Here is a 26881-nt window from a genome sequence, read left to right as displayed (position 1 = left end):
TATAATTCTATATGAAAAAGGGAATAAATTAAACATCTTCACAGACCTTAAAAAAATTCCATTTAGTCCGTAACTATTTAAAAATCGATGGCAAAAAGACCAACCAAAAACCTTAAATTTGTTGGAAATTTATAACGTATCTCACAATGAACTATCGTATAGAAAAAGACACGATGGGCGAAGTAAAAGTCCCTGCAGATAAACTTTGGGGTGCCCAAACTGAAAGATCTAGAAATAATTTTAAAATAGGTGCTCCTGCATCCATGCCTTTAGAAATAGTTTATGGTTTTGCTTACCTCAAGAAAGCTGCTGCATATGCCAACCATGAATTGGGTGTTTTAGATGAAAGTAAACGAAATTTAATTGCTCAGGTATGTGATGAGATTTTAGCTGGGAAACATGATGATCAATTTCCATTAGTTATTTGGCAAACTGGATCTGGAACCCAAAGTAATATGAATGTTAATGAGGTTGTGGCCAATAGAGCACATCAATTGGCAGGTAAAACCATAGGAGAAGGCGAAAAAACCATTCAACCAAATGATGATGTTAATAAATCGCAATCTTCAAACGACACCTTCCCTACCGGAATGCACATCGCTATCTACAAAAAGATAGTAGAAACTACTATTCCAGGAGTAATCAAATTAAGAAATACGCTTTATGAAAAATCACAAGCGTTTAAAGATGTTGTGAAAATTGGTAGAACGCATTTAATGGATGCAACGCCTTTAACCTTAGGTCAAGAATTCTCTGGTTATGTAGCACAATTAGATCATGGTATTAAAGCCGTTGAAAACACGCTTCACCATTTAGCTGAATTAGCTTTAGGAGGAACCGCAGTTGGAACTGGATTAAATACCCCTAAAGGCTATGATGTTTTGGTTGCCAAATACATTGCAGATTTCACTGGCTTACCGTTTATCACAGCTAAAAATAAATTTGAAGCTTTGGCTGCACATGATGCATTGGTTGAATCACACGGTGCTCTAAAACAATTGGCTGTTTCTTTAAATAAAATAGCAAATGATATAAGAATGATGGCTTCTGGTCCTCGTTCAGGGATTGGAGAAATTATTATTCCAGCAAATGAACCTGGAAGTTCTATAATGCCTGGAAAGGTAAATCCAACGCAGTGTGAGGCAATGACTATGGTTTGCGCCCAAGTTATGGGGAATGATGTAGCCGTTACCGTTGGAGGTACACAAGGACATTATGAATTGAATGTTTTTAAACCTGTTATGGCTGCAAATCTTTTACAGTCTGCCCAATTGATAGGAGATGCATGTGTAAGTTTTAATGACCACTGTGCTGATGGAATCGAACCTAACTATGATGTTATCAAAACACTTTTGAACAATTCATTGATGCTGGTTACAGCACTTAATACCAAAATTGGCTATTACAAAGCCGCAGAAATTGCTAATACTGCTCATAAAAATGGTACCACCCTACGTGAGGAGGCCATTAATTTAGGGTATGTAACGGCAGAAGATTACGATTCTTGGGTTAAACCCGAAGAAATGGTAGGCAGTTTAAAATAATTAGAATTTATCATATTTTTAAAACGCTAAGGGATTTCTATTAGCGTTTTTTTTATTTTTATCAAAAACCAACCTAATAATTTGCATTTTGACTATTTTAATTAAAAACATCAAAGAGCTCCTTCAAACTCGAACCACAAACGTAACCGTTTTAAATGGTGAAGAAATGAAAGAGTTGCCCTCCATTAAAAATGCCTACTTACTCATTGAACATGATACGATTGTTGAATTTGGAAAAATGGACGATTTTGAAGACATGGATGCAGATGAAGTAATCGATGCCTCAGGAAAAATGGTACTACCCACATGGTGCGATTCCCACACTCACATAGTCTATGCAGGAAATAGAGAGCAAGAGTTTGTAGATAGAATTAATGGACTTAGTTATGAAGAAATTGCTAATCGTGGTGGAGGCATCCTAAATTCTGCTGAAAAGCTTCAAAATACTTCTGAAAACGACTTGTATGATCAATCTGCGCAACGGCTAACAGAGGTCATGAAAATGGGAACTGGAGCTATCGAAATAAAATCAGGATACGGATTGACTTTAGATGCCGAATTAAAAATGCTTCGTGTCATAAAAAGATTAAAACACGATTTCCCCGTTAAGGTGATATCCACATTTTTGGGGGCACATGCCATTCCAAAAGAGTTTAAAGATAATCCCGACGGCTATGTAAATGTTATCATAGAGGAAATGATTCCTCAAATAGCTAAAGAGCAGTTATCCCAATATATAGATGTTTTTTGTGAAAAAGGGTACTTCTCTTTAGAACAAACCGAACACATCTTACAAGCGGGAGCATCTTACGGGTTAACTCCAAAAATTCACGTCAATCAGTTTAATACTTTTGGGGGAATTGCTCTAGGAGTAAAATACGATGCTTTATCAGTAGATCATCTTGAAGAATTATCAGAGGAAGATATTGCTGTTCTCAAAGATAGTAATACCATGCCTGTGGCCTTACCTTCATGTTCCTACTTCTTGAGCATTCCTTATACACCTGCAAGAAAACTTCTAGATGCTGGGATTCCAATAGCTTTGGCTTCAGACTACAATCCAGGTTCTACCCCAAGCGGGAATATGAATTTTGTGGTGAGTACCGCTTGTATCAAAATGAAAATGACGCCAGAAGAGGCTATTAATGCAGCAACCATCAATGGTGCTTATGCCATGGGAATTAGTAATATGTATGGAAGTATTTGTCGGGGCAAAAAGGCCAATATAATGATTACCAAAGAAATTCCAAGTTATCACTACCTACCCTATGCTTTTGGAGATAATCACATTGAAGCCGTTTACATCAATGGCGTAAAGATTTAAATTTACATAAAAGAAAACCCCGAAAGTAAATCACTTGCGGGGTTTATTTTATTTTCTAAGTTTTGTATTACTTCAGAGTAAATTCAGTTGAAGAAATCAATTCTTTATCGTTGTAAACATTTACTTTATATCGTCCATCTTCAAATTTATCATTTAAAGGCTCAACAAACTCGCAAATATTCAAATTGGTATTTTCATAATTAAAAGTGCTAACGAGACTGTAATTGATTGTTTCTTCTCCCATTTGAATTTGTTCATTTACTCCTAAAATTTGATTATTAGGTCCAACAACTTGAACATATAATTCTTGTTCCCCAGCTTGAACCAACTTATTTTTAGCCACGGTGAAACAAACTCTTATTTTATCAGAACGTCTTGCTCTCTCAGTTGGTATTAATTTTCCAGAAGAACGCTCAATAACGCCAAACCCTTTTAAATCAACTGTTTGTAACACAGAAGCATCACTCATTACTTCAGCAAGGGCAGTATTTTGAACTAACAAAGAGTCAGTAAACATGGTTCTTTCTTCAAGTCTGATTTTTGTACTATCCAATGAAGTAGCCAATAGTTGATTTTCAATTTTCAATTTATCATTTTCAGCCATTAACACATCCATTTCTTGTTGAAGGTTCAAATATTTCTTTTTGTATCTCCAAAGGCTTTGAACATTGGTTTCCGATACTTTTAAAGAATCAATTAATCCTTCAATACGTGCTTTAGCATCTACCAAATTTTGGTTTGAAATTTCATTATCTTTAATAGCTAGATCATATTGTTTGGCCAATTTATCATAATCATTAATGACCATTTGTTTCTCTTTAGTCAATTGAGCTTCAGTTTCCTTTTTCTCGTTTAGTAGGCTAAAAGAGTAAAATGCCGCACCAAGAAATAAAACTAGGGCAATACCTAATGCAACTTTTAATCCTGTATTACTCTTATTGTTTTCCATAATAACTCGTTTTAATTTTTAGATTTACTAATTTTAGTTTAGGTTAGAATAACAATTTTAAACATTATATGCCAAACTTGATGGACAATTTCATTTTATTCGATAAAAGTAACTTGAAAGGTTATTTAAATAAAAGAACGGCCGAATCAAAACTTGGGGAACAAATAAAAAAGTTAACCACCATTTCTTCTATATACGATCAACTCAAGGACTTAGACGTTTCTTATGTCATTTTTGGCATAAATGAAAATGCTGGAGTGTTTGCACACAATGGAAATTCTGGGACTTACGATATTTGGGAAGAGACGCTTAAAGTTTTGTTAAACACGCAAAGCAACCCATTCACTCCTGCCAAGAAAGTGATGATTTTAGGTCATTTCGATTTTAAAAATTATGAGAAGAAACTGGAAAAACTAGAACCGAAAAAGAAAAAAGACCAGATCAAAGCCCGTAAATATGTATCAAAAATAGATGTTGAAGTAAGCTATTTAGTTTATCAAATTGTCAAAGCTGGTAAAATTCCAATCGTCATTGGAGGTGGACAAAATAATGCCTATGGCTGTCTTAAAGGTAGTGCTTTAGGCTTTCAAAAACCCATTAATGCGATCAATTTCGATATTCAGGCAGATTTCAATAAAGAAGATGGACGTCATAGCTCCAATTCTTTTAGTTATGCCTTTAGTGAAGGTTTTCTAAACAAGTATTTTATTTTTGGAATGCATGAGAGTTATATTCTTGAATCAAACCTAGCAACCCTAAATAAATTGAATGAAATTGAATTCAATACTTTCGATGCCTTTAATAGGAAAGAATTGAAGTTTAAACAAGAACTTAAAAGAGCAAGCGAATTTATTTGTGATGACTCCTTTGGAATCGAAATTGACTGTAAATCAATTCAACATGCTTCGGGCTCCCAATCCAATCCAAGCGGATTCAATTTGAATAAGGTAAGAAAGTATATCACCTATTTTGGGCAAAAACCCAATGCTTCCTACCTCCATATTTCTGAAGGATTTATTAATGAAGATAAACCATCAAATCCTATTGGTAAGGTAATTTCATATCTGATAACAGATTTTATAAAAGCCCACGAAATCAAATAAAAAAAGCACCTCAAAACTGAGGTGCTCAACTAAATAACACCTAACTAAAATTGGGCTACTTCTGTACTATCTTTCATAGCAACAGTAGTAGAAGCTCCTGATGTAACCGTATTTTGGATAGCATCAAAATAGGTAGTTCCCACAAATCCTTGGTGCTTGACGGCATGAAAGCCTTCTTTTTGCAAAGCAAATTCACGTTCTTGTAATTCTGAGTAACCTGCCATTCCTCTGCTTTTATAAGCCTTTGACAATTCAAACATGCTGGTATTTAAGGCATGGAAGCCTGCCAATGTAATAAACTGGAATTTATAACCCATTTTTGCCAATTCCTCTCTAAAAGATTCCATTTCAGAAACACTTAATTTAGCCGCCCAATTAAAAGATGGAGAGCAATTATAAGCCAACATTTTGCCTGGATACTTAGCATGTATGGCATCTGCAAACTTCTTAGCTTGTGCCAAATCTGGAGTAGAGGTTTCCATCCATAATAAATCGGCATAAGGCGCGTAGCTTAACCCTCGATCTATCCCTTGCTCTACTCCATTTTTCACATAAAAGAACCCTTCCGAACTTCTTTCTCCCGTTACAAATTTCTTATCACGTGCATCGATATCACTAGTTAGTAAATTAGCTGCATCTGCGTCAGTTCTAGCAATAATTAAAGAAGGAACCCCCATAACATCACTAGCCAATCTAGCGGCAATTAATTTATTGATCGCTTCTTGAGTTGGCACCAAAACCTTCCCTCCTAGATGTCCGCACTTTTTGGCAGAGCTAAGCTGATCCTCAAAATGAACCCCAGAAGCTCCTGCTTCTATCATGGCTTTCATCAGTTCAAAGGCATTCAAATTTCCTCCAAACCCAGCCTCGGCATCAGCAACGATAGGCACCAAATAATCCAATTTATCTGCAACCCCATTTACTGATTGTATTTGGTCTCTTCTTAAAAGTGCATTATTGATTCTTTTAACCACTTGAGGAACACTGTTAGCCGGATATAAAGATTGATCTGGATACATTTCCCCTGCTAAATTGGCATCTGCAGCTACTTGCCAACCACTCAGATAAATAGCTTCCAATCCAGCCTCAACTTCTTGAATAGCTTGATTGCCTGTTAATGCACCTAGACCAGCCACATAATCCTTAGTTTTCAACTTTTCCCATAATTTTTGAGCTCCCAATTTGGCAATGCTATGCTCTAGTTTATAGGATCCTTGAAGTTTGATAACTTCTTCTGCTGTGTAAGGTCTTTCAATGCCTTTCCACCTTGGGTTTACAGTCCAATCTGTAATTAATTCTTGAATTCTGTCATTAGTTTTCATAGTTTTGTAATGGGTATTAAAATGTTAATATTCAAATCCTGTGGAGTGTGCCAGCACTCTCAGGATTTTTTTTTATAAATATTGATACGCTGATAGCGTTAAAAATTCTTCAAAATCATTGCTGATTACCAAATCGTTAAATAGTTTTATAGCTAAATCAAATTTGGATTTTCTAACGTATTCCTGTCCATACTCCTTAATGAGTTTTTCTACTTCATCGTCAAAAATATCTGCATATAATTGAGTTGTAAATTCTCTTCCATCCTCTAACAGGACTCCGTTCTTCAACCACTGCCAAACCTGAGTTCTGGAAATTTCTGCTGTGGCAGCATCTTCCATTAAATGATAAAGTGCTACGGCTCCTTGTCCTCTTAACCAAGATTCCAAATAAAGGATTCCCACATTAATATTTTTTCTGATTCCGGCTTCAGTTACTGTTCCTTGAGGTACTTCCACCAAATCTTTTGCAGTCACATAAACATCTTCCCTTAAAACCTCCAATTGGTTGGATTGAGGCATGTATTGATTAAAAATAGTCATTGCGATTTCTACTAGTCCAGGATGAGCCACCCAAGTACCATCATGTCCATTAGTTACCTCTCTTAATTTATCTTGTCTTACTTTTTCAATGGCCAATTCATTGGCATATGAATCATTCTTAATAGGAATTTGAGCCGCCATACCACCAATGGCAAGAATTCCTCTTTTATGGCAGCGTTGTATGACCAATTTACTGTAAGCATCCATAAAAGGAGCTGTCATGGTCACTTGATCCCTATTGGGAACAACAAAATCCTTATGGTTTCTAAATTTCTTGATATAAGAAAAAATATAATCCCATCTCCCACAATTCAACCCTACTATGTGGTCTTTTAGTTCATAAATGATTTCATCCAATTGAAAACTGGCAGTAATGGTCTCTATTAAAACCGTTGCCTTAAAAGTACCAATTGGTACACTTAGGAATTCTTGAGCAAACTTGAAGACATCATTCCACCACCTTGCTTCTAAATAGTGTTCAAGCTTAGGCAAATAAAAATAAGGAGCGGTTCCTTTCTCGCGTAAAACTTTAGTGTTATTAAAGACATATAATCCAAAATCTACCAAACTACCCGATGCTTGTTCACCATTAATCAATAGGTGCTTTTCATTTAAATGTAAGCCCCTTGGTCTCACTAATAAAACAGCATGTTCTTCATTAAGAGTATAAGATTTATTTCTCTTGACATCAGTTAGCGAAATCGTTTTCGTATTGGCATCAAATAAATTTTGTTGCCCTTGGATGGTATTATACCAAGTTGGGGCATTGCTATCTTCAAAGTCAGCCATAAAGGTCTTGGCACCAGAATTAAGAGCATTTATAACCATTTTTCTATCTACCGGACCAGTAATTTCAACTCGTCTATCTAGTAAATCTTTCGGGATACAACCTGCCTTCCACTCTCCATCTCGAATATGCTTGGTTTCAATTGGAAAGTCTGGAAATTGCCCTTTATCAAATATAGCTTGCTGTTTGATTCTTCTTTCTAAAAGTTCCAAACGGGAGCTATTAAACTTCTCATGAAGTGCTACTAGAAACTCCAAAGCCTCATCGGTTAAAATATCTGGATAGTAGTGATCCACTTCTTTCGCGTAGCGAACTCGTTCTGCAATTATTGAATTTTGAAACATGGTAAAGTATTTAAGATGAGAACAATATTAAAACAAAGAATTTGAAAAAACAAGCGAACGTTCGCTATTTTTTATTTTACGCTAAAAATAGAAGTTCGCAAAATTGATTATATTTGTTGTTATGGAGGAAGAATATATCAAGCTTATTTTTGGTTTAAAACTAAGACAGATAAGGACTGACAGAGATCTTTCCTTATTTGGTCTATCCAAATTATCAGGTCTTTCCAAGTCTTATTTAAATGAGATAGAAAAAGGAAAAAAATATCCAAAACCGGATAAAATTGTTTTGCTTTCAGAAAAATTGGATGTGCCTTATGACCAATTGGTATCCTTAAAATTGGATAAGAATTTAGCGCCAATTGGTGAAATTCTTCAATCTAAAATTTTAAAAGAGATTCCCTTGGATCTTTTCGGTATCCATGAAAATGATTTGATAGACATCATCAGTAATGCTCCTGCAAAAGTCAATACGTTTATTAGTACCATTATTGAAATTGCCCAGAACTACAACTTTGGCAAGGAAAGTTTTTACTTAGCATCCGTTCGCACTTTTCAGGAGACTAACAACAACTATTTTGATGATTTGGAAAAGAAAGTAGCGTCTTTTGCTAAATCCTATCACATTGATCTCGATCACCCCATATCTCCAAAAGAGCTTGAAGAAATATTGATTGAGGAATTTGGTTACACCATAAACAAAGAAGAACTTAAACAGCATAAAAGCTTGGATAACTTAAGGTCTGTATTTGTTCCGAAGACAAAAACATTGTTATTGGCGGATCAAATGGACGATGCTCAAAGAAATTTTATCTTTGCCAAAGAAATAGCCTATAATTATTTAAAGATTACCGAAAGGCTCTATACCTTTTCTTGGATAAAATTTGATCATTTTGATCAGGTATTAAATAATTTCTATGCCTCCTATTTTGCGGGAGCCCTTATCATTCCAAAAAAACAGCTTAGTCAGGAATTGACAAATCTATTTTCCAAAGATTATTTTGATACCGATCTCTTTTTAAACACATTAAATACTTTTAACGCCTCTCCAGAATCCTTTTTTCAGAGGCTAACAAACATCCTTCCAGAAGCATTCAACCTGCAAAACTTATTCTTTTTAAGATTCCAAAACAGGGAAGGAAGCGACCATTTTCAATTGGATAAAGAATTACATTTATCACACCACCACTCCCCCAGAGCTAATGAAACTAACGAACATTATTGCAGAAGGTGGATTGCATTGAAGGTTTTGGAAAAAATAAAAACAAACAAATCAAACCACGAATTTGATATTCAAATTTCAAATTATCCGTCCGACGGCTTTAAATACTTAGTTTTATCATCAGCAACCAAAGATCCATTTAAGGAAGGTTATTACCGCAGCATTACTTTAGGATTGTTGATCAATAAGCAACTTCAGAACAAGGTTAAATTCCTGAATGATCCGCATATTGAATCTAAACAAGTGGGTGTCACCTGTGAGCGCTGCCAAATTAAAAACTGTGAAGTCAGAAAGGCAGAACCCATCAAGATTTTAAAACAACAAAAACACATGGAAATAGCCCACGTGGTTGAGGAAATTAACAAAAAATTCAGTTAATTATTCTCCGTTGATAGCTTTTAAAGAATCGATTCTTTTTTGGAGTTGCTCAATTTCCTTTTCATTCCTATTGATATTTGGCAATACAGGAACCGAATCAGTTGCTGTTTTTATATCTGTTTCCTTGATTTCATCTTGATAAAAATACCCGATACCTTCACTGGATCTCCATGCTTCATTTAATTGCTTGTATACATCAAGGTCCCACTGACTTGGATGCTTGACATCAATCCAAATGACATCACGATATTCGGCATCGATTAAGGCTAGATCTGGAGTTGCCGACCCATCAAAATTCTTATCGCCTTCACGTACCGCAGAAACCGTACTGAGATAAAACAATCTTTTTCTACCGGCAATATCTTTGATATAAGGTCTAAATTCCACGGGTTTGTTCACAGACCAATCATACTCTTTTCGAGATTCTATAACCTTGAGGGGCATAGCTGAAACTCCGGCATACCCTTGTTTTTTGGATGCGTGATCATAATAGAATAATTTGTCTGTGCCGTCGGCTGGTATAAAAACACTATAAGACAAACTGGTGCGTTCATCTCCTACTGGCTCCAATCCAAACCAATGATACAACCCATTATAAGCAGGAATTCCAGTTCCTGAAAAGTCGAAATCGGTTACAAATGGCTGCTCATTTTGATCATCTGGCAAATCAGGAATTTTAACGGCTGTTTGCATATTCCAAGGCAATGGATCACTAAATCCTCCCAAAAACTTTAAAGATTCGGCTTGCAGTCTTGATACTTTTTCTGATAAGGTATTTTGTCTTTGCAGGAATTCGTGATTTTTCATTTCCTCAGGACTGATATAAGTTCCTTTCCCAATTAAAATGCGTTCCACATAATCATTAAAATCATGAGCACCATTATCAATGACCATAACTCCTCCAAAGGTGGGGTACGGAAAGAAAAATCCTTTCCAATTGATTAAACTCACCACTTCAACCCATTCATCAGAATCATTCTTCATATAAAATACATCTCCTGGTTCATAGGAAAGCAGTTTCCAAAGACCAAATCTTTGAACGACGGCATTGTAGGTATTACGGCTAAATTTTAAGGATTCCCCTATAGAAAAAGTGACCGGTATCCTATTATCACTTGAAAACCTGGGAAAAGGTGTTGTACTTGACACTGAAAATACTTCTTCTGTATTATCACTGATACGTTGCCATACATATTTCTCTGTAGGCTGAATAGCCATGGTCCATTTGTTCTCATTATCAACCCTTACCAAATGCGGTAAAGATACATCCTTGGTCTCTCCTACACTTTCATTGGCCATTGAGAAGATATTTCTCATTGGTTGAATGCGCTCATTTTGCGTCAATGGCAATTCACTCACTTCAACACGATTTAAATGAAGAAATACATTGTAGGTCTTCATATAATCATACATTTTAAAATGCCAACCTATGATATAGAGCAATGCAAAAAAAGCAATAAGCATTCCCAAGATGCCCAAACGTCCTCCTGTTCCTGCTGTTTTTCGAAATTTCCTAAATCCAAAATATAAGAACAAACCTGCTAAAAGAAGGACGAAAATATATTTCCTAATGAATAGTAGTGCAGGCTGGTAATCATCCCGTAAAACAAACAACAAAATTAAAATAACGATAGACACGAAAATGGTTATACGTTTTTGCTTTTTGCCCTTATTCCAGTAATTCTTAATCATTTTTTGTGTGTTATTTTGAAACGGATTCAATAAATGCTTCTTCTTCGTTATTCAACGGAAATGCATTGTAATTTTCCCAAAAATTCTCTGTAAAGCTAGTCCCGGCTTCATAAATCGTTCTATTATCATAACCATCATCAGGGATCTCCACGTCATTTTCAAAAGCATAGACAAATAAATCTGAACTGAAATTGAAATTATCATCTACATATTTTCCAAACTTCAAATACATCCCAACAGATTTCTGATTGTATGATAAGACATATTTGTCCTCAATGACTCTAAATTTCGTCCAAATAAGAAGGCTATTGACCTTTACTTTCATAATCAACATCACATTTTGAAGTTTAGAGTATTTAAGATGATCACTTGATGTATAAAATTTAAGTTCTAAAACATCTCCTGTTTTTGGATCAATGACCACATAGCCTTTGAAAAGAAGTTCTTCCACATCACTTTTAGGGCTAACCTCAATGTATTCGTATTCTAACCCGCCTTCCTCTTTTTTTATTTTTCTGACAAAATCATAATTTTTATCCTTGAGAAGTTTCTTTATAAACTTATAGTTATAGGCATTTTTCACGTATTCATCCAAAGTAAATGCCGAATTAATGTTGTCTATACTTGCAAAGTCCTCTTCACTAATTTTATCGCTTTTAAATGCCCGATGTTGCGGTAAGGTAATAACAGACTTCCCATTCCCTTTTTTCACATAATAATTTACCAAACCATCAGAAAATTTAGTGTATTCATCATTTACCTTAACAATTTCACGACAATAACTTTTAAATAGGGTGTTCTTATCAATCTTATTGTCTGCAGCCTTAATGATACTTTTTAAATAATCTTCTGCCGACACATCTGAAATGACAACTTCATCCAAAACAAAATCTTTAGGTTTTAAAAATATTTCGTTAAAGCCATCTTGAAGTTCCACTTCCTTTTCCTCATAACCTAAGTAGCTAAAAGTGACTTTAGAGCCGTTATCCATGATAGAAAACTCGCCTTCTCCATTGGAGATAGAACCAGTATAATTTGAATCTGGACCATTATCAATATAAACACTCACAAACTCCAAAGGTTCTTTAGTGTCTGCATCTTTTATTATTCCTGTTTTCCGTTCTTGGCTAATGGCAAATTGTGTAATTGTAAAAATAAGTAGGAAGAAAATATGTTTCATTCTTGTCTGGTTGTTATAGTAATCCTTTATCTTTTAAGCGTTCTCTAGCACTTTTTTCTTCTGGTTTTGGGGATTCCTTAATTTCAGTTTTTGGCTCCTCCAATTGCTTTTCATCCCTATCCTGTAAATCTTCTAAAAAATCCTTCCCTTTTTCAATAGTCTGTTTGAACTTATCTTCAATCAGCCCACCTTCTTCTTCTATAATCTCATTTGACTTGAAAATAAAACTGGCCAAATAAGTTCCAATTAACGTTCCTACAATCATGGAAGCAAACAAGGAAATGGTCGCTATATCTATCGGTATTAAAAATCTTACAATGACAATAGCTACAAGAAAAAAAGCTGAAATGAATACCAAACGCAACAGAAAGGATTGCTGGAATACAAAACCAGTACGATCATTTGATTTCATTTGAAGCTCCTTGGAATATATCATTTTGTTAAAAAAGCGATACAATTTATTTCCATTGGATTCCCTCCAATAGATAAGCGCTCCAAATAAAATAGCAGCAATAAAAATTATAAGTTCCAGTGTCATAAGGCTTAAGATTGTTGGTTTCTATAAAATTAGTCTAATAAAATCAAATATTGTTACGTATTTGTTCAATCACCCAATCCTGAAAGGAGTCATCCCATGTTTGGTAAGCTTTATAAAATTGCTCTTTGTCATACCAAAATAAAAATAAGACATCCTTTGGAGAAATATTGACTAAAAGCTTCCAAATCAAATCTTGATGAATTGGCTCCAATGAGGAGTGGGGCTGATGTAAGGCATGATAAAAATCCAAATCAACCATATCCTCCAATTTGTATTGATTGCTACGTTGCAAACGCTCCAAATAAATTTCAACGCCATTGATTTTTTTGAGAGAATTCAATTCAATTTTGTTTAAATAGCTTTTAAATAAAATCTTGTCTTCCAATATTTCTTTTATCGGATGAAATCCATTTTTTAATTCTTGATGGAATTCAAACTTTTTGATACGTTCATAACGTGGTGTTTGAACCACTTGATCTAAATGGCATTCTGCAATCAAGTGATCTCTTAATTTTTCCACCAACTCATCATGATCAATATGAAACATCAAAATATCATATGAGGTATCATCAATAGCCTTCTTGAACATGGTTTCATCCTCAAAGATGATCATGTCCTTTATAAAATCTTTCAAAACATAAACCCCACCAAAAGCTCTAGAAAAATAAGAGCTTACTTCATATTTCAATTCAGGTAAATCTAAATTTCTATGTCTTAAATCTCCATATTTTTTAGCCGAGTCCAATAATTGGGCATGAATCTTTTCATCAATAAAATTGTTTCCTGATTTAAACTTCTCAATCAGCTGAAATTGCTCTTGTTGCGCTTTACCAATACCGTGAATCAACTTAAATCGAACAATGACCTCTCGATAACGCAACATATCCAATGGCTCATAAAAAGCATCAATCCCTTGATCAAAATCCAAACATATGGCCGAATCTCTTGTAATATCAGTAATCTGATCGGAATAAGTTTTAAAAATTAACTTCATCAACTCCCTATCAAAGGAATGGTTGGGCATGTAAACCGGTGCTCCCTTTTGCAATGGGGAAACTATAATACCATGGGAGTTGGCTTCTCCGTGATTTAAGAAATATACATTATCTCTCTCTTCAGCGATTTCAGGACTCCAACCCAAACCATCAATTGAAAAAGCCACTAAATTGGTTGGTTCAAATCCCAAAGTTTTAAGGCAATCATTGTAGCGTTCTACCATTTTACCTCCTATAGGAATCAATTGTCCCCGAAAAAGATGTGCTTCCTTTAGTTTCTGCATTACTCCATCAATTTATGTACCTGAGCATATTGCAATAATATACAGGTTTTAGCATCTTGGATTTCACCATTTTCAAGCATGTCTATAACCGTTTTAAACGGCAACTCCATGACCTCAATATCTTCGTGCTCACAGTCTAACCCTCCACCATCACTCACTTTCATGGAATCATCATATTCTGCTATGAAATAAAAAAGTTTTTCGGTCATCGCTCCTGGAGACGAATACATTTCAAATATTTTTGTGGCAGAAGGTACTTTATAACCTGTTTCCTCTTCCGCTTCCCTGATGATGCATGTAACAGGGTCATCTTTATCAAGCATACCCGCACAGGCCTCAATCATAAAACCAGCTTGTGGATCATTGGCAAAGGCAGGCATCCTAAACTGCCTAGTAAGAATAACCGTTTTCTTTATAGGATTATATAACAATACCACGGCACCATCGCCTCTATGATACGTTTCTCGGGACTGTCTAATCCATTGACCATTTTCCAATTGATAATCAAAATCAATTTTATTCAGTTTGGCCCAATGATCAGAAAGTACCGTGTCAGAAATATTTTTTATTCTTTTAGTTTCCTTCATACATTTTCCTTGCTTCCATTTCAATATTTAGTTGATTAACCCTCGCCTCCACTTGTCGCTTAAAATCGGTATCGGCTATGGTTGCCACATTATCCAAATATCTAATGACTTCTTGTTTTCTGATATCTGAAAAGTTTAACCCTTTCATATTGGCCTTCATAAGTTCTTGAAGCATATGAAATTTAGTTTGATAATCTTTTTTGAAATAGGTTTCTGGGTTTTCAAACCAATCAGATTCCAAATCAAAATCTGTCAATCTCAAGGAAATTGCAGATTGGATATTCCTAACATCTCGAGAAGAGAAAAACGGAAATATTTTTTGTATTTCTTTGTATAGTGAGGCATAAAACATGTGATCATCGTCTTTGTGAAGGCTTTCAACTTTGTCAAACGTTTCCAATACACGTTCTTCTGAAGGTCTTTCTAAGGACTGAAGAATATCACCCATGTTTTTGGCTAACCCTTGATTACTTAAAAACTCATATCCATTTGGATTATTCATGTTGACAAAACTTGGCATGGTCTTTTCAAACTTTTTCCACCACAAATAATCTTGATCCAAGAAATCATGCTCTGTTCGAGCTCCATCTATTTTGAAACGTCCCTGAACACGGGAAATGACTGCTTTATCAAGCATTTCAGGTAAATTAGTAAACAATCCAATGGAACTATTTCCATAGTTAACGGCATAAGCCCCTTCTGTGTACCTTAAAAAAACACCTATTACTTCCTTCACCCCTGCCGAAACTCCTTGTGCAGTTCTTTCTTGAAGATTGTTTTCTGCATCGTCAATAGGAGCAAAAATTAATTTGGAAGGATCCTGTAAAGGTTTCATCCATTCCACCATTTTTTCTGCCGATCCCCCTTGAAACGTACTTATTAAAGTATCTGGCATCGGATGAAAAAGAAAAGGAATTTCTAATTGATCACAATGGTCTTTAAGCTTGGTGGCAATAGCAGCAATCAACATACTTTTTCCTGTACCAGGTATTCCATACCCCATAAAAACGGGCATAAACCCACCTAACTCCTGAAATGGATTTTTCTTTTCAGCAAAGTCGTAACTCAACATCCTTTCAGTCAACCTTCGTGCAAAGTGTTTGGCATCTCGGTTTCCTACAATTTGTTCAAATTGTACTTTATTGAATTCGATACTTTTGGCTGCTCCTGAAAAGACATTATCCCAACCAGAAATTGAAAAATCAGATTTTTCCAATTTGTAAGTTCTATCCAATATGGTTTCTTGATATTCCAAAGTGCTTTTGCGCATTTGAATTTCAGCAATAAGCGCCTCAAAATATACCATAGTAAAATCGACGACATCTTGGTCATTTGTTATAATTTCAGGATGGTCCAAGTATTTATCATAATAAAATAACGCACATGAAATACCTTTTAAGGGAGACAATAAGGAAACCTCTGGAATCCCAGCAAATTTCTGCTTCATCACACTTAAGTCATCCGATGCACTATTTCTTAAATCGTGTAATATTTTATAGGCCATAGAGAATAACATAAATGCTGTAGCAGTATGCTGCTTGCTTTCAAATTCTCTTTTCCCAGAATGATCTAATGCGGGCCTTCGTTCACTTAAACTGGACAAGCCCGATGCATCATAAAAACTATCACGAATCCAAAGTCCTAGGGTAATCCCTTCTTGAACTGCAAATAGCGATTGATTTAAATGTAAAGGAATAGCCACCGATTCTGGGAGCAGCCTTTTTTTAAGACCTAAAATAGTTTTTGATACTGAGGTTATATGAGCTTGACTACCGTTATTGGCACGAGATAAATAAAGTAATATGGAACTATCATTTTGATCTTTATCCCGATTTTTAGCTCGTTGCCCTTGCTCCCATTGAATACTCTTTAAATAGGATGTCGCCTCATCACGAAGCATATCCAATTCGTTTTGTTTTATGGGAAATGTTGAGTTATGTTGCATTTTTTAATTTCAATATTCGGTGAGCAGCAGAGAACTACTCTTTTTTAATTAATCTCCATTGGTTGGCAAACTACTCATTTGAATAGGTGGTTTTGCCAATCCATTCATCCAATCTGGCGTTTTGTTGTATAACATTTGAATAACCCTGTGCGGTGCAAACACATATTTTTGTTGCAAGACGTCGCTCCAGTTTTGAAGAACTTGTTTATTAAAAAAGTTCCCTTCTTTAAATTCACCCTTAGAAAAAACTTCATCCACCGTAAGCGAAATGGCATAGGACTCCAGAGGAATTTCCTTTTTACCTATGCTCTCCAATAATGCGTGCGTCAAATCGTGTTCATCTTTGGCAAAAATGTTATGTAAAGGACCTAAATCAATTCGCTTGACCTGCTTAGGATGAATATTTGGTAATTTTCTATCAATAGCATAAGCCATGGTATCCAAATTCATTTCGCGGTCTGCAATTTGCTTCAAGGCCTGATACATTTCCTCCTTTTCCTCTAAAATATTGGAACCATCATAATCAAAATACATAAAACAAACGAATGGTCTATTGTGTGTTACATCATAAAAACTCCAACTGGTCATCAATTTTGCCAAGGGATTATCTTCCACCTCTATGATTTTGCCTTGAACAAAACGGTTAAAAATATATTGTTTATTAACCGTCTTGTAATAGGCAATAGAAGCTGCTTGAAAAAGTCTATTTCGTTTGACAGGCTGCTTTTTTCTTAAAAGGGTATCTAGAAACTCCTCTTCCAATTGCTGAATAGGCGTTAATTTTTCTAAATAATGGTCTCGCAATTCGAGATCATTAAACAAATAACGAAACTCTAAATAGTTTGGAAATCCGGAATCTGTCAAATCAACCTTCATGTGTTCCTCATCATCAAACATATATTTGATTCGCATTGCTTCTATGGAATACAACAACAAATCACAATATTGTTTAAAAAAGGTAAGTTCCTGACCAGTACACAACCCTTGATATTGAATACTCACAATCAATTCCTTGAGCACAAAATCTACCATTCTATGGTAAAACACATAATGCTCCTTGGAATCTAATTGTGCTGAATCTAACGGCGTTACAATCATTCGTTAAAAATCAAAATTTGATTGTATCATTTAAGCCTAGGATAATAAATCATCATCACCTGACTTTGGTTCAGGTTTCGCACTTTCTCCTTCAGGCTTAGAAGGCTCATTTTCGGCTGCGTAATAATCTTCAAAAATTTGCTTCATATCAATACCGTAACGTTCAGCAAAATTCTTTTGAATATCAACATCTTTAGCCCTTATTTCCTGTAATGCTTCAGCATAACTACTGTAAACACCTTGCATTACTTTTTCATGAACCGGGATGTTATCCATCATTTCTTGACGTGCTTTGGCACTTGCTGTGTGCATTGCAGCCAATGTTTCACCAATGTGCTCATCGGTTTTCACCCCTAGATGCTCTAAAATGGCAGCAAATTCTTGATCTGTTCTAGCCTTTAAAGCAACTACATAACCGTCATAATATTTCAATCGCTCTTCGGTATCACTTTTTAGTTTCGCACGATGGGTTTGGAGATTACTTCTTAAAGAAGTCAATACTTTTATTGTTAAATTATGCTTATGAACAAAGCTATCTTTACTTGCCGCTAAGGTGGTGTAGGCATTTTTCAAACCTTCCAATTCCTCTACTTTTTGCTCAAGAGTTGTTACTTTTCCAACTGCCTCAGCATATTCTGCAGACTGTTTATCTACAATTTCTTCCAAACCTTGGCGCGCTTGTTTTAATAAAGCATATTGTTCTTCTAATTTAGTTTCAACTTCTTTCTTCTTCTCTAATGCTTTGGTATGATTTTTAGTTGCTTCAACAATTGCATCTTGCAACTTGTCTTCTACTTCCTTGATTTCAACTTCACGATCTTTCAACCTTTTTACGGCTGCCTGACTCTTAAATGACAACTCATTTAAAAGGGTTTGCACATCCGCACTTTCAATACGTTGTTGAAACATGGCCTTAGCTTTAGTATCGGCTTCATCTCTTGCCTTTTGGGCAGCTTTAAGCTCTTCTTCTGCCTTTCTGATTTTGGCCTTTCTTCCCCATAGGTTATTCCACCAAGTATCTGGTTTAGCCTCTGCATCCTCCAATTCAACTCTTGCCCTTTCCAATCTCTTGATGGCATTGTCTATTACCTTCTGCTCCTCAGCATTAAGAGAGGAAAAAGCTTCAAAAATAATACCCACCTCATCTTGGTAATCGGTCAAATCTTTAATGGCATCCAAAAGTGTAGTTCTATCCTTTTCAGCCATATGCACCACATCATCTAAAGTGGCATTTAAGATTTTTTGACGCACCTCGGGATCATCTTCCTGGGCTAATTTTGATTTCATAGTGTCTATGGCCTTTCCCCAATTGACATCTACTTTGGATTGTTTTTCATTGGAATTGGTTTCCAGTAAGTCAAATTCGTCTGACATATTAAGTCGTGTTAATGTTTAACAATAGTTAGGGTAAGCAATTTCGCTAAATTTTACGATTATAAAAATTAAACTTGCTCAAATTATCAGTACGAATTTATATTTAATTGTTACAAAAGATGTTAAAAATAAATGACAATCTGTATCTTTAAGGATAAGCAGAATAAATTTCTTAATACAAGGAAAACAATTCTAATATCAAACTTAAAACCTAGTAAAGATCAAACTCATGAAAAAAATTTATTTACTCCTATTTGCTTCTATTCTAATTGTGGGGTGTCAATTTAATAACAAGAAATCTGAAGACGCTACGGATATGGAGATGACAGAGGACTCTATCACCATAGAGGCCCCTTCAGTAATTGAAGATAAGGAAGCTGCTGATGAAAGTTATGCCATAAGCTATGATACGGATGATGTAAAAATTACTCCAATTAGTCATGCCACCTTTGTCTTGGAAACAGACAATACGGTCATTTATGTAGATCCCGTAGGAGGTGCTGAAGCCTTCGAAAATTTCCCGAAACCACAAATCATTTTGGTAACTGACATTCATGGAGACCATTTAAATGCCGAAACCTTAGAAGGGCTTTACAAGCCAAACGTACAATTGGTGGTGCCTAAAGAGGTTAAAAAACAATTACCTGAATCTATTAAAGAAAAAACCGATGTCCTTTCAAATGGTCAGAGTATTAGTTTAAAAACTAGTAAAATGAATGTCGATATAGAGGCTATCCCTATGTACAACATTAGACCCGAAGCATTGCAATATCATGAACCTGGGAGAGGGAATGGTTACATTCTAACAGTGGGAGGAAAACGTATTTATATTTCTGGAGACACCGAAGACATTCCAGAAATGAGAAATTTAGAAAATATTGATTTGGCATTAGTTTGTATGAATCTCCCATATACAATGACTGTAGAAAGTGCTGCCGATGCCGTTTTGGAATTTAAGCCTAAAAAAGTTTTTCCTTACCACTACAGAGGAACTGATGGGTTAAGTGATGTAAAAATGTTTAAAAAGTTGGTTAGCGCTGGAAATAAAGACATTCAAGTAGTACAATTAGAATGGTATCCAAGCTACTAAATATTTCATTTTTAATTGTTTACTAAATAAAAAAGATTATCTTTGACCGAGCTATTAACCCAATCTATTAAAACCTACGTAAATGACTTTAAACTCTATTCCTCCACCGGTTTTTCTAATTGAACAAAGCAGTATTGTGATGTTGCTTTCAATTAGTGTTGTTTTCTTTTTAATTCTTTTGATTCTTGGGATTAGAAAATCTTATAAGTTAAAAAAGGAGAATGAGCGTTTGGCAAATAAAAGTCAATTGAGCTCTACAGAGGACAACAAAACCTATAAAGATTTTACAGATGGCCATCTTTATGAGTGATTATCATAAATTATACAAATAGTTGTTATTCAAAAATTTACAAAGCCTTTAAGAAATTAAAGGCTTTTTTTTGGAAAATATGGAGCTAATCCCAAAAAACTAATATATCAAATTGAAACCTTAAATTCGCTTTACCTACAAAAACATTACAAAAACTATCTTATTATCAGTATTTTAATTAAAATCGTAAGATTTTTAAATAATTTATTTTGATTATAAATAGTGTTTTTAATGGTTTTTTAGCTGTTTCAATAAATCATTAATAATATTATATATTTTAAATAAATAGAATACATAAATAAATCCTTAATTTTTTAAACAAATCTCATTTCATTAAGAATAACACTTTTAACATTCAGCTTATTTGGTTCTTTTCTTGATAAACCTATTTTTGGCACTGATTAATTGTAAACCAAGAATATTAAATTTATGAAAAGATTATTTTTATTAAGCACTCTTTTATTTAGCGGGCTTGCTTTCGTGTCATGTAGTAGTGATGATGACAGTACTTCAGACAATGGAGGAAATGGAGACGGTAACACAGAAACACCAGTAGCTACTTCTATTACTTTAGCATCTGATGTAACAACTGTTGATTTAGGTGACACTTTCACTTTCACTGTTATGAATGATTTGGATGAAAATGTAACAACCACTTCTTCATTTCAAATCAATGAAATGGAAGCAACCACAAACAACACTTTTACAGCAACCGAAGCTGGAACTTACAACGTGACCGCTACAAATGGTGATTTAACCAGTAACACTATTTCTTTAACTGTAAACGATCCTGTTTCAGCTGAACCAAATTCTGTTTTTTATAATGGCGTTAATTACCCAATCAATAGTTCTACAATTGTATTATGGGGCGGTGTAGACCCTAATAATACAGGGGCAGTGACTCATATCTGGGGGAGCATCATTGGAACGAACGGGACAAATGCTGATCTTGCTACTTTAATTGATGATTTATACGGGGAGAATGGAGATGAAAGTATTGATATCTCTACTTATGTTGACACATATGTCGAAATAGACTTCTATGCTGAATTAAATGCAACTCTTGATAATTTTGCTTCTCCTAATTCTATTATATACGTAGGTGTGTACAACTTAGTAAATGGAGGAACTGTTATTGTAGATGAAGCTAATTTAGATGAAACAAACAACGTCTTTTCTATTAATACTGACTTAGCAACTTTACTTTTAGATGAGAACGCTTCTACATTTGATTACGATTTAGACTCTACTTTGGATGGAGTTAGTACTATTATCGATTACAATAGCACCTTTACCTGGGATGTTACTGCGCGTCAAGCAAATGAGATCAATTTAGATTATTTCACTTTAGAAAATATTACTTCAACACCTATTAGCGTAAAGTCGTTAAAGTAATTTTCTTAAGAAAGACTTTTTTAACTAACTTACTTACCAATACTAACCAAAAAATGAAAAGGGCTGTTTTAATAAGAGCCCTTTTTTATATAAAAGTAATCCTTCTTTCTTGTAAATGACAGTCTCTGCTTTTCAAGACTCAAAAGGTTGTAATACCTAATAATTTAGCTTACCTACTCTTCTCTTGCCCGCTATTAAATTTATAGCTTATTCCCAACATAATCATGGAAGTTGTCATATCGTATGAGACCTCACTATAAGGAATTGCCCCATATGGTGGATATGCATCAGCAAACATAGGATTTAGCAATGAACCCGATGTCTTTCCAGAACTATCACCGTAGTGGAAAACTCCATCCAATTGCCAGTTTTTATTGACCAAATAACTTAAACCAAATTGATAGGCATTCTTAATAACAGCTGTGGCTGGGATATTATAGAAAGTTACTTCGCTTGGGATTGGATTTGAATTATAAGTATATCCCAATCGTAAGGGTAACTTATTAATACCCCTAAATTGTATTCCAGCTGAAACTATGGATATGTTATTCCAGCCAAATCCCGCAACCGATGCATTTTCTGTCCACCCTGTATTGGCGAAACCTTCTGTGTTCTCATAATCAACAAAACGATAATCTAAGGCAAAATCAAAATTGGATAACGAATACCCCAACCCAATAGAGAAAATTGCTGGATAGTCCATTTGGAAATTGTTTTTAGCGGTTTCACCATTTGGATACGTATTATCAAATTCAAAATCAGCGAAAGATTGTTTTGTTTTATAGGAAACCCCAGCTTTAAGTCCAAATTCCGACTTATAGAACACTCCAAATTGAGCTCCAAAACCTAGAGCAGATGCTTTATCTGTACTTGGATAACCTGATGAATTTGGGTACATCGTGGGATTCGGCATAAGTTCAAGGGTGGCAAAATCAAAATTTGGCTGTACCCCAATGGAAAATTTTTCTGAAAGTTCATAAGCCCAAGAGAGACCTATTTGCAATAGCATATAATCAGATTCAATGCGTCCAAATCCTCCCATTGACTGTGGCATATTAACTGGATTAGTCATACTTTCTGGAAAGGTGACTCCAAAGCCACTTATTCCAAACGCAGAAAAACCAAAGGTGTGTTTACTGCCTTCTTTACTCCAAATATAAGCTAGGTTAGGCATAACAGAAGAACCTCTATCATCGGCTGTACTACCACTAAAAAAATTGCCAGTTGGCTGACCGTCTTGACCAAATTCTGGTACCGTCGAATAAAGTTTTGGTGATGAAAAAAAGAGTCCCACATCTAACTTCAAAGTGTTATGATCAAATTGTGAAATAGCAGCGGGGTTCCACTGTAAAGCGCCAGAAATATCTAATGGCTGACCGGTTGCTGCCCCTCCCATAGACATATTAACTGCTCCTACTCCCTGCATGATATGACCAGATTGAGCAAAAAACATAGTTGTGACTAGCAAAAGTAACGGTGTTATAATTTGTGTTTTCATAGGAATGAATTTAAACTATGGAGATCCTGATAGTTGTTTAGCTTCTTACTATAACAAATTTACAATTGCATTATGCCATTTATCATGATTTAAATCATATAAATGATTAAGGTTCCCAACCAAATAAGAAAACTGAAGGATATAAAAAAGCCTGCTAAAAGCAGGCTTACAAATTACTATCTAATAAGTTTTTTATACTTAATCCGTTTGGGCATCAAATCACCTCCTAGACGTTTCTTTTTATTTTCTTCATAGTCACTAAAACTTCCTTCAAAGAAATACACTTGGCTGTCTCCTTCAAACGCCAAGATATGCGTACATATCCTGTCTAAAAACCAACGGTCGTGAGATATGACTACAGCACATCCTGCAAAGTTTTCCAAACCTTCCTCTAAAGCTCTAAGTGTATTCACATCCAAATCGTTGGTAGGCTCATCCAATAACAATACGTTACCTTCTTCCTTTAACGTCATTGCCAAATGCAATCTGTTTCTTTCCCCTCCAGAAAGTAAATTCACTTTTTTATTTTGTTCACTACCTGAGAAATTGAAACGACTTAGATAAGCTCTGGAGTTGACCTGTCTGCCACCCATCATGACCAACTCTTGCTCATCACTAAAATTTTGCCAAATGGTTTTGTTCGGATCAATATTGGAATGGCTTTGATCTACATAGGCAATTTTTGCCGTATCCCCAACTTCAAATGTTCCTTTGTCTGGTGTTTCTTCGCCCATTATCATTCTGAAAATAGTTGTTTTACCAGCTCCATTGGGACCAATCACTCCCACAATACCTGCTTGTGGTAATTTAAAATTTAAATCTTCATATAACAATTTATCATCATAAGCCTTACTAACGCCTTTGGCTTCAATTACATTAGTACCAAGTCTTGGACCGTTAGGTATATATATTTCCAATTTCTCATCCAATTGTTTTTGGTCTTGACTCATAAGTTTGTCATAATTGTTCAAACGGGCCTTCTGCTTAGCTTGACGACCTTTAGGAGCCATCTTAACCCACTCCAACTCGCGCTCCAAAGTTTTTTGACGCTTACTCGCTTGTTTTTGTTCTTGAGCCAATCGCTTTGATTTTTGATCCAACCAAGAAGAATAATTTCCTTTCCAAGGAATACCTTCTCCTCGATCCAATTCCAATATCCACCCAGCGACATTATCCAAGAAATAACGGTCGTGAGTCACAGCAATCACAGTTCCTTTATACTGTGCTAAGTGATGCTCTAACCAATGAACAGATTCCGCATCCAAGTGGTTGGTAGGCTCATCAAGCAGCAACACATCTGGTTCTTGCAAAAGCAAGCGACATAATGCAACACGACGTCTTTCACCTCCCGATAAAACTCCAATTTTTTTATCAGCGTCTGGCGTTCTAAGAGCATCCATGGCTATCTCTAGTTTAGTATCTAGTTCCCAAGCATTGGAGGCATCAATTTTATCCTGAAGTTCTGCTTGACGATTCATCAACTTTTCCATTTTGTCTGGGTCACTATAGACTTCTTCCAAACCAAACATATCGTTGATTTTATTGTACTCCTCTAAAATGGCTACTGTTTCTGCTGCGCCTTCCTTGACTACCTCTAAAACCGTTTTATTCTCATCCAATTGAGGTTCTTGCTCCAAATAGCCAACCGAATAACCCGGAGAAAAAACTACATCTCCTTGGTAATTCTTGTCAACTCCTGCAATAATTTTTAAAAGGGTCGATTTACCAGAACCATTCAATCCTAGGATACCAATCTTGGCCCCATAAAAGAAGCTTAAATAGATGTTTTTTAGAACTGGTGTATTGGCACTTTGGTATGTTTTAGTAACACCGGCCATTGAAAAAATGACTTTTTTATCGTCGCTCATAAATTGTAATTGTTTTAAGTAAAATAAATTTGAAGATAAGATTTAGCTATACCCTTCCTTTCAAAGCATTAAAAACCCATGCTATGGCAAAAAATCCGATACCCACTGAAGCAAAGCCCCAACCAGCTACATCATCATATCTAAAAGCTCCCAACGCTATTAAACTCAATCCTACTAATATCATGATCCATGTCGCCCAGGCTAACACAGTATTTTTGTTCATTGCCATCTTTAATTTGTTTTTAATTTTAAAATACAAATATCGTGTTTTTTAAAATAAAAAAAAGCACCACTTACGTGATGCTTCCTTTGAAGTTCCAAAGCTTATTTATAACACAATCATGGGCACTTCAATAAATAGCAACTGACTTTCAGTTATTGCTTTTAGAGAAAAATCATTAGTTTCTGAAATACCTATGGCATCTCGAGTCTTTAATTCTTGACTTTCAATAGCAATATCGCCATCAATCACCATCATATAGACACCGTGGTTTTCACTAGAAACTTTATAAGTGAACTCTTTATTAGTATCTAAATCTATTCTAGAGATTTTGGCATCTTGGTGAATTTTCAAACTGCCATCATATCCAGAATTCATACCACTGACAAGCACTTGCAATTCATTTTTTCTGTCTTCATCAGAAAATGTCTTTTGATCATACCTAGGCGAAACCCCTTGGGTATCTGGAATAATCCAAATCTGAAACAAATTAAGGTATTCATCGCTGGTTCCATTTATTTCGGAATGTTGAACACCTGTTCCAGCTGACATTACTTGTACTTCACCAGGAACTACTGGCTGCCATTTTTCATGCATATTGTCCCTATGTTTCAACACCCCTTTCAAAGGAATCGTTATAATTTCCATGTTATCATGAGGATGAGTTCCAAATCCCATATCAGGAGCCACTATGTCATCATTCAAAACACGTAAGGCGCCAAAATGAATCCTCTCAGGATCAAACCATCTTGCAAAGCTAAAGGAATGATTCGCCTGCAACCAACCATGGTTTGCAAACCCTCTGGATTCTGCTTTATGTACTACTGTTTTCATTTTTTAATCTCCTTTCTTCATCTTAGTTTATCGAGCAAATCACTTAATTGTGTTGCCTCTTCTTCTGAAATATTTTTAAGCCATTCGTCATTAAAGTCGTCTGAAATCTCATCCAAAAGCTCCAAACCTTTATTGGTAATTACCACATGAACTACCCTTCTGTCTTCTTTACAATCAAAACGCTCTACTAAGCCTTTAGCGCATAGTTTATCCATCAAACGAGTTGCATTGGGAGAACGTTCTATCATACGTTCTTTAACAACTTGAGCTCTTAAAGGGCCTTTGGCTCCCTTTAAAATTCTTAAAATATTGTATTGCTGCGGTGATAATCCAAACGTTCCAAAAAAAGTATTTTGTTTGGCTGTTATCCAGCCCGCCGTGTATAGAATATTTATCAAAGCCTTGGTATGCTGGTCTTTGAATTTGGAATTTACATCTTTTGAAATATCACCCATAATTTAAA

Annotated in this window: 23 protein-coding genes; 7 read left to right on the top strand and 16 right to left on the bottom strand. The window is 35.2% G+C overall.

The window, feature by feature from the left end:
- Nucleotides 1-146: 146 nt before the first annotated feature.
- Together fumC and hutI are read left to right on the top strand one after the other, a co-directional pair.
- Nucleotides 147-1544: a class II fumarate hydratase gene (fumC, locus tag ZA07_RS15440; RefSeq protein ID WP_053972666.1), complete on the top strand. Its 1398-nt coding sequence runs from the start codon at nt 147-149 to the stop codon at nt 1542-1544.
- An 88-nt stretch (nt 1545-1632) separates the two neighbouring features.
- The gene (hutI, locus tag ZA07_RS15435) at nt 1633-2868 is read left to right on the top strand and encodes an imidazolonepropionase (protein WP_053972665.1); all 1236 of its coding nucleotides are present in this window, start codon (nt 1633-1635) and stop codon (nt 2866-2868) included.
- 67 nt (nt 2869-2935) lie between these two features.
- On the opposite strand, the gene ZA07_RS15430 is transcribed toward hutI, so the two are convergent.
- Nucleotides 2936-3817: a hypothetical protein gene (locus ZA07_RS15430; protein ID WP_053972664.1), complete on the bottom strand. Its 882-nt coding sequence runs from the start codon at nt 3815-3817 to the stop codon at nt 2936-2938.
- An 80-nt stretch (nt 3818-3897) separates the two neighbouring features.
- Between ZA07_RS15430 and ZA07_RS15425 the strand changes: the two genes are divergently transcribed.
- Nucleotides 3898-4920 carry an arginase family protein gene (locus ZA07_RS15425; RefSeq protein ID WP_053972732.1) on the top strand — a complete coding sequence of 341 codons (1023 nt, stop codon included), beginning with the start codon at nt 3898-3900 and terminating at the stop codon, nt 4918-4920.
- A gap of 44 nt (nt 4921-4964) precedes the next feature.
- Here the strand turns inward: ZA07_RS15425 and aceA are convergent, their stop codons facing one another.
- The gene (aceA, locus tag ZA07_RS15420) at nt 4965-6242 is read right to left on the bottom strand and encodes an isocitrate lyase (protein WP_053972663.1); all 1278 of its coding nucleotides are present in this window, start codon (nt 6240-6242) and stop codon (nt 4965-4967) included.
- Between the two features lie 72 nt (nt 6243-6314).
- Complete coding sequence (gene aceB / locus ZA07_RS15415) at nt 6315-7913, bottom strand: malate synthase A (RefSeq protein ID WP_053972662.1); 1599 nt, start codon at nt 7911-7913, stop codon at nt 6315-6317.
- Between the two features lie 121 nt (nt 7914-8034).
- On the opposite strand from aceB, the gene ZA07_RS15410 reads away from it, so the two are divergent.
- Entirely contained in the window at nt 8035-9510 is a 1476-nt protein-coding gene (locus ZA07_RS15410) for a helix-turn-helix domain-containing protein (protein WP_053972661.1), read from the top strand.
- On the opposite strand, the gene ZA07_RS15405 is transcribed toward ZA07_RS15410, so the two are convergent.
- The 8 genes from ZA07_RS15405 to ZA07_RS15370 are packed head-to-tail and all read right to left on the bottom strand — an operon-like array spanning nt 9511 to nt 19203.
- Nucleotides 9511-11202, bottom strand: coding sequence for a DUF4199 domain-containing protein (locus ZA07_RS15405; protein WP_053972660.1), 1692 nt, complete (start codon nt 11200-11202; stop codon nt 9511-9513).
- A 10-nt stretch (nt 11203-11212) separates the two neighbouring features.
- Complete coding sequence (locus tag ZA07_RS15400) at nt 11213-12382, bottom strand: carboxypeptidase-like regulatory domain-containing protein (RefSeq protein WP_053972659.1); 1170 nt, start codon at nt 12380-12382, stop codon at nt 11213-11215.
- Nucleotides 12383-12395: 13 nt separating this feature from the next.
- Nucleotides 12396-12920, bottom strand: a complete 525-nt coding sequence (locus ZA07_RS15395) for a hypothetical protein (RefSeq protein ID WP_053972658.1) — start codon at nt 12918-12920, stop codon at nt 12396-12398.
- Nucleotides 12921-12963: 43 nt separating this feature from the next.
- Nucleotides 12964-14199: a DUF6638 family protein gene (locus ZA07_RS15390; protein WP_053972657.1), complete on the bottom strand. Its 1236-nt coding sequence runs from the start codon at nt 14197-14199 to the stop codon at nt 12964-12966.
- Entirely contained in the window at nt 14199-14786 is a 588-nt protein-coding gene (locus ZA07_RS15385; protein ID WP_053972656.1) for an NUDIX domain-containing protein, read from the bottom strand. Before ZA07_RS15385 ends, ZA07_RS15390 begins: the two co-directional genes overlap by 1 nt.
- Nucleotides 14773-16731, bottom strand: coding sequence for an AAA family ATPase (locus tag ZA07_RS15380; protein ID WP_053972655.1), 1959 nt, complete (start codon nt 16729-16731; stop codon nt 14773-14775). Before ZA07_RS15380 ends, ZA07_RS15385 begins: the two co-directional genes overlap by 14 nt.
- 48 nt (nt 16732-16779) lie before the next feature.
- Nucleotides 16780-17829 (bottom strand): hypothetical protein, encoded by a 1050-nt coding sequence (locus ZA07_RS15375; RefSeq protein WP_053972654.1) that lies wholly within the window; start codon nt 17827-17829, stop codon nt 16780-16782.
- 36 nt (nt 17830-17865) lie between these two features.
- Nucleotides 17866-19203 carry a microtubule-binding protein gene (locus ZA07_RS15370; protein ID WP_053972653.1) on the bottom strand — a complete coding sequence of 446 codons (1338 nt, stop codon included), beginning with the start codon at nt 19201-19203 and terminating at the stop codon, nt 17866-17868.
- Nucleotides 19204-19432: 229 nt separating this feature from the next.
- Here ZA07_RS15370 and ZA07_RS15365 point away from each other — a divergent pair, with 229 nt between their 5' ends.
- The 3 genes from ZA07_RS15365 (at nt 19433) to ZA07_RS15355 (ending at nt 21998) form a co-directional block, all read left to right on the top strand.
- Nucleotides 19433-20293 (top strand): MBL fold metallo-hydrolase, encoded by an 861-nt coding sequence (locus tag ZA07_RS15365; protein WP_053972652.1) that lies wholly within the window; start codon nt 19433-19435, stop codon nt 20291-20293.
- A gap of 82 nt (nt 20294-20375) precedes the next feature.
- Complete coding sequence (locus tag ZA07_RS15360; protein WP_053972651.1) at nt 20376-20603, top strand: OadG family protein; 228 nt, start codon at nt 20376-20378, stop codon at nt 20601-20603.
- Between the two features lie 429 nt (nt 20604-21032).
- On the top strand, nt 21033-21998 hold the full coding sequence (locus ZA07_RS15355; RefSeq protein ID WP_053972650.1) for a hypothetical protein: 966 nt from the start codon (nt 21033-21035) through the stop codon (nt 21996-21998).
- A gap of 169 nt (nt 21999-22167) precedes the next feature.
- On the opposite strand, the gene ZA07_RS15350 is transcribed toward ZA07_RS15355, so the two are convergent.
- The 5 genes from ZA07_RS15350 to ZA07_RS15330 all read right to left on the bottom strand — a co-directional run bounded on the left by ZA07_RS15350 (nt 22168) and on the right by ZA07_RS15330 (nt 26873).
- Complete coding sequence (locus tag ZA07_RS15350; RefSeq protein WP_053972649.1) at nt 22168-23496, bottom strand: OmpP1/FadL family transporter; 1329 nt, start codon at nt 23494-23496, stop codon at nt 22168-22170.
- 176 nt (nt 23497-23672) lie between these two features.
- Entirely contained in the window at nt 23673-25364 is a 1692-nt protein-coding gene (gene ettA / locus ZA07_RS15345; protein ID WP_053972648.1) for an energy-dependent translational throttle protein EttA, read from the bottom strand.
- Nucleotides 25365-25410: 46 nt separating this feature from the next.
- Complete coding sequence (locus ZA07_RS15340) at nt 25411-25593, bottom strand: CAL67264 family membrane protein (protein ID WP_053972647.1); 183 nt, start codon at nt 25591-25593, stop codon at nt 25411-25413.
- Nucleotides 25594-25692: 99 nt separating this feature from the next.
- A complete protein-coding gene (locus tag ZA07_RS15335) occupies nt 25693-26418 on the bottom strand; it encodes a pirin family protein (RefSeq protein WP_053972646.1) in 726 nt (241 codons plus the stop codon).
- 17 nt (nt 26419-26435) lie between these two features.
- Nucleotides 26436-26873, bottom strand: coding sequence for a MarR family winged helix-turn-helix transcriptional regulator (locus ZA07_RS15330; RefSeq protein ID WP_053972645.1), 438 nt, complete (start codon nt 26871-26873; stop codon nt 26436-26438).
- Between the last annotated feature and the right edge of the window lie 8 nt (nt 26874-26881).

Origin of the sequence: Mangrovimonas sp. ST2L15 (genome assembly GCF_001280515.1) — a bacterium.
Classification (GTDB): Bacteria; Bacteroidota; Bacteroidia; order Flavobacteriales; family Flavobacteriaceae; genus Mangrovimonas; species Mangrovimonas futianensis.
This window is presented reverse-complemented; position numbering and strand designations above follow the sequence as displayed.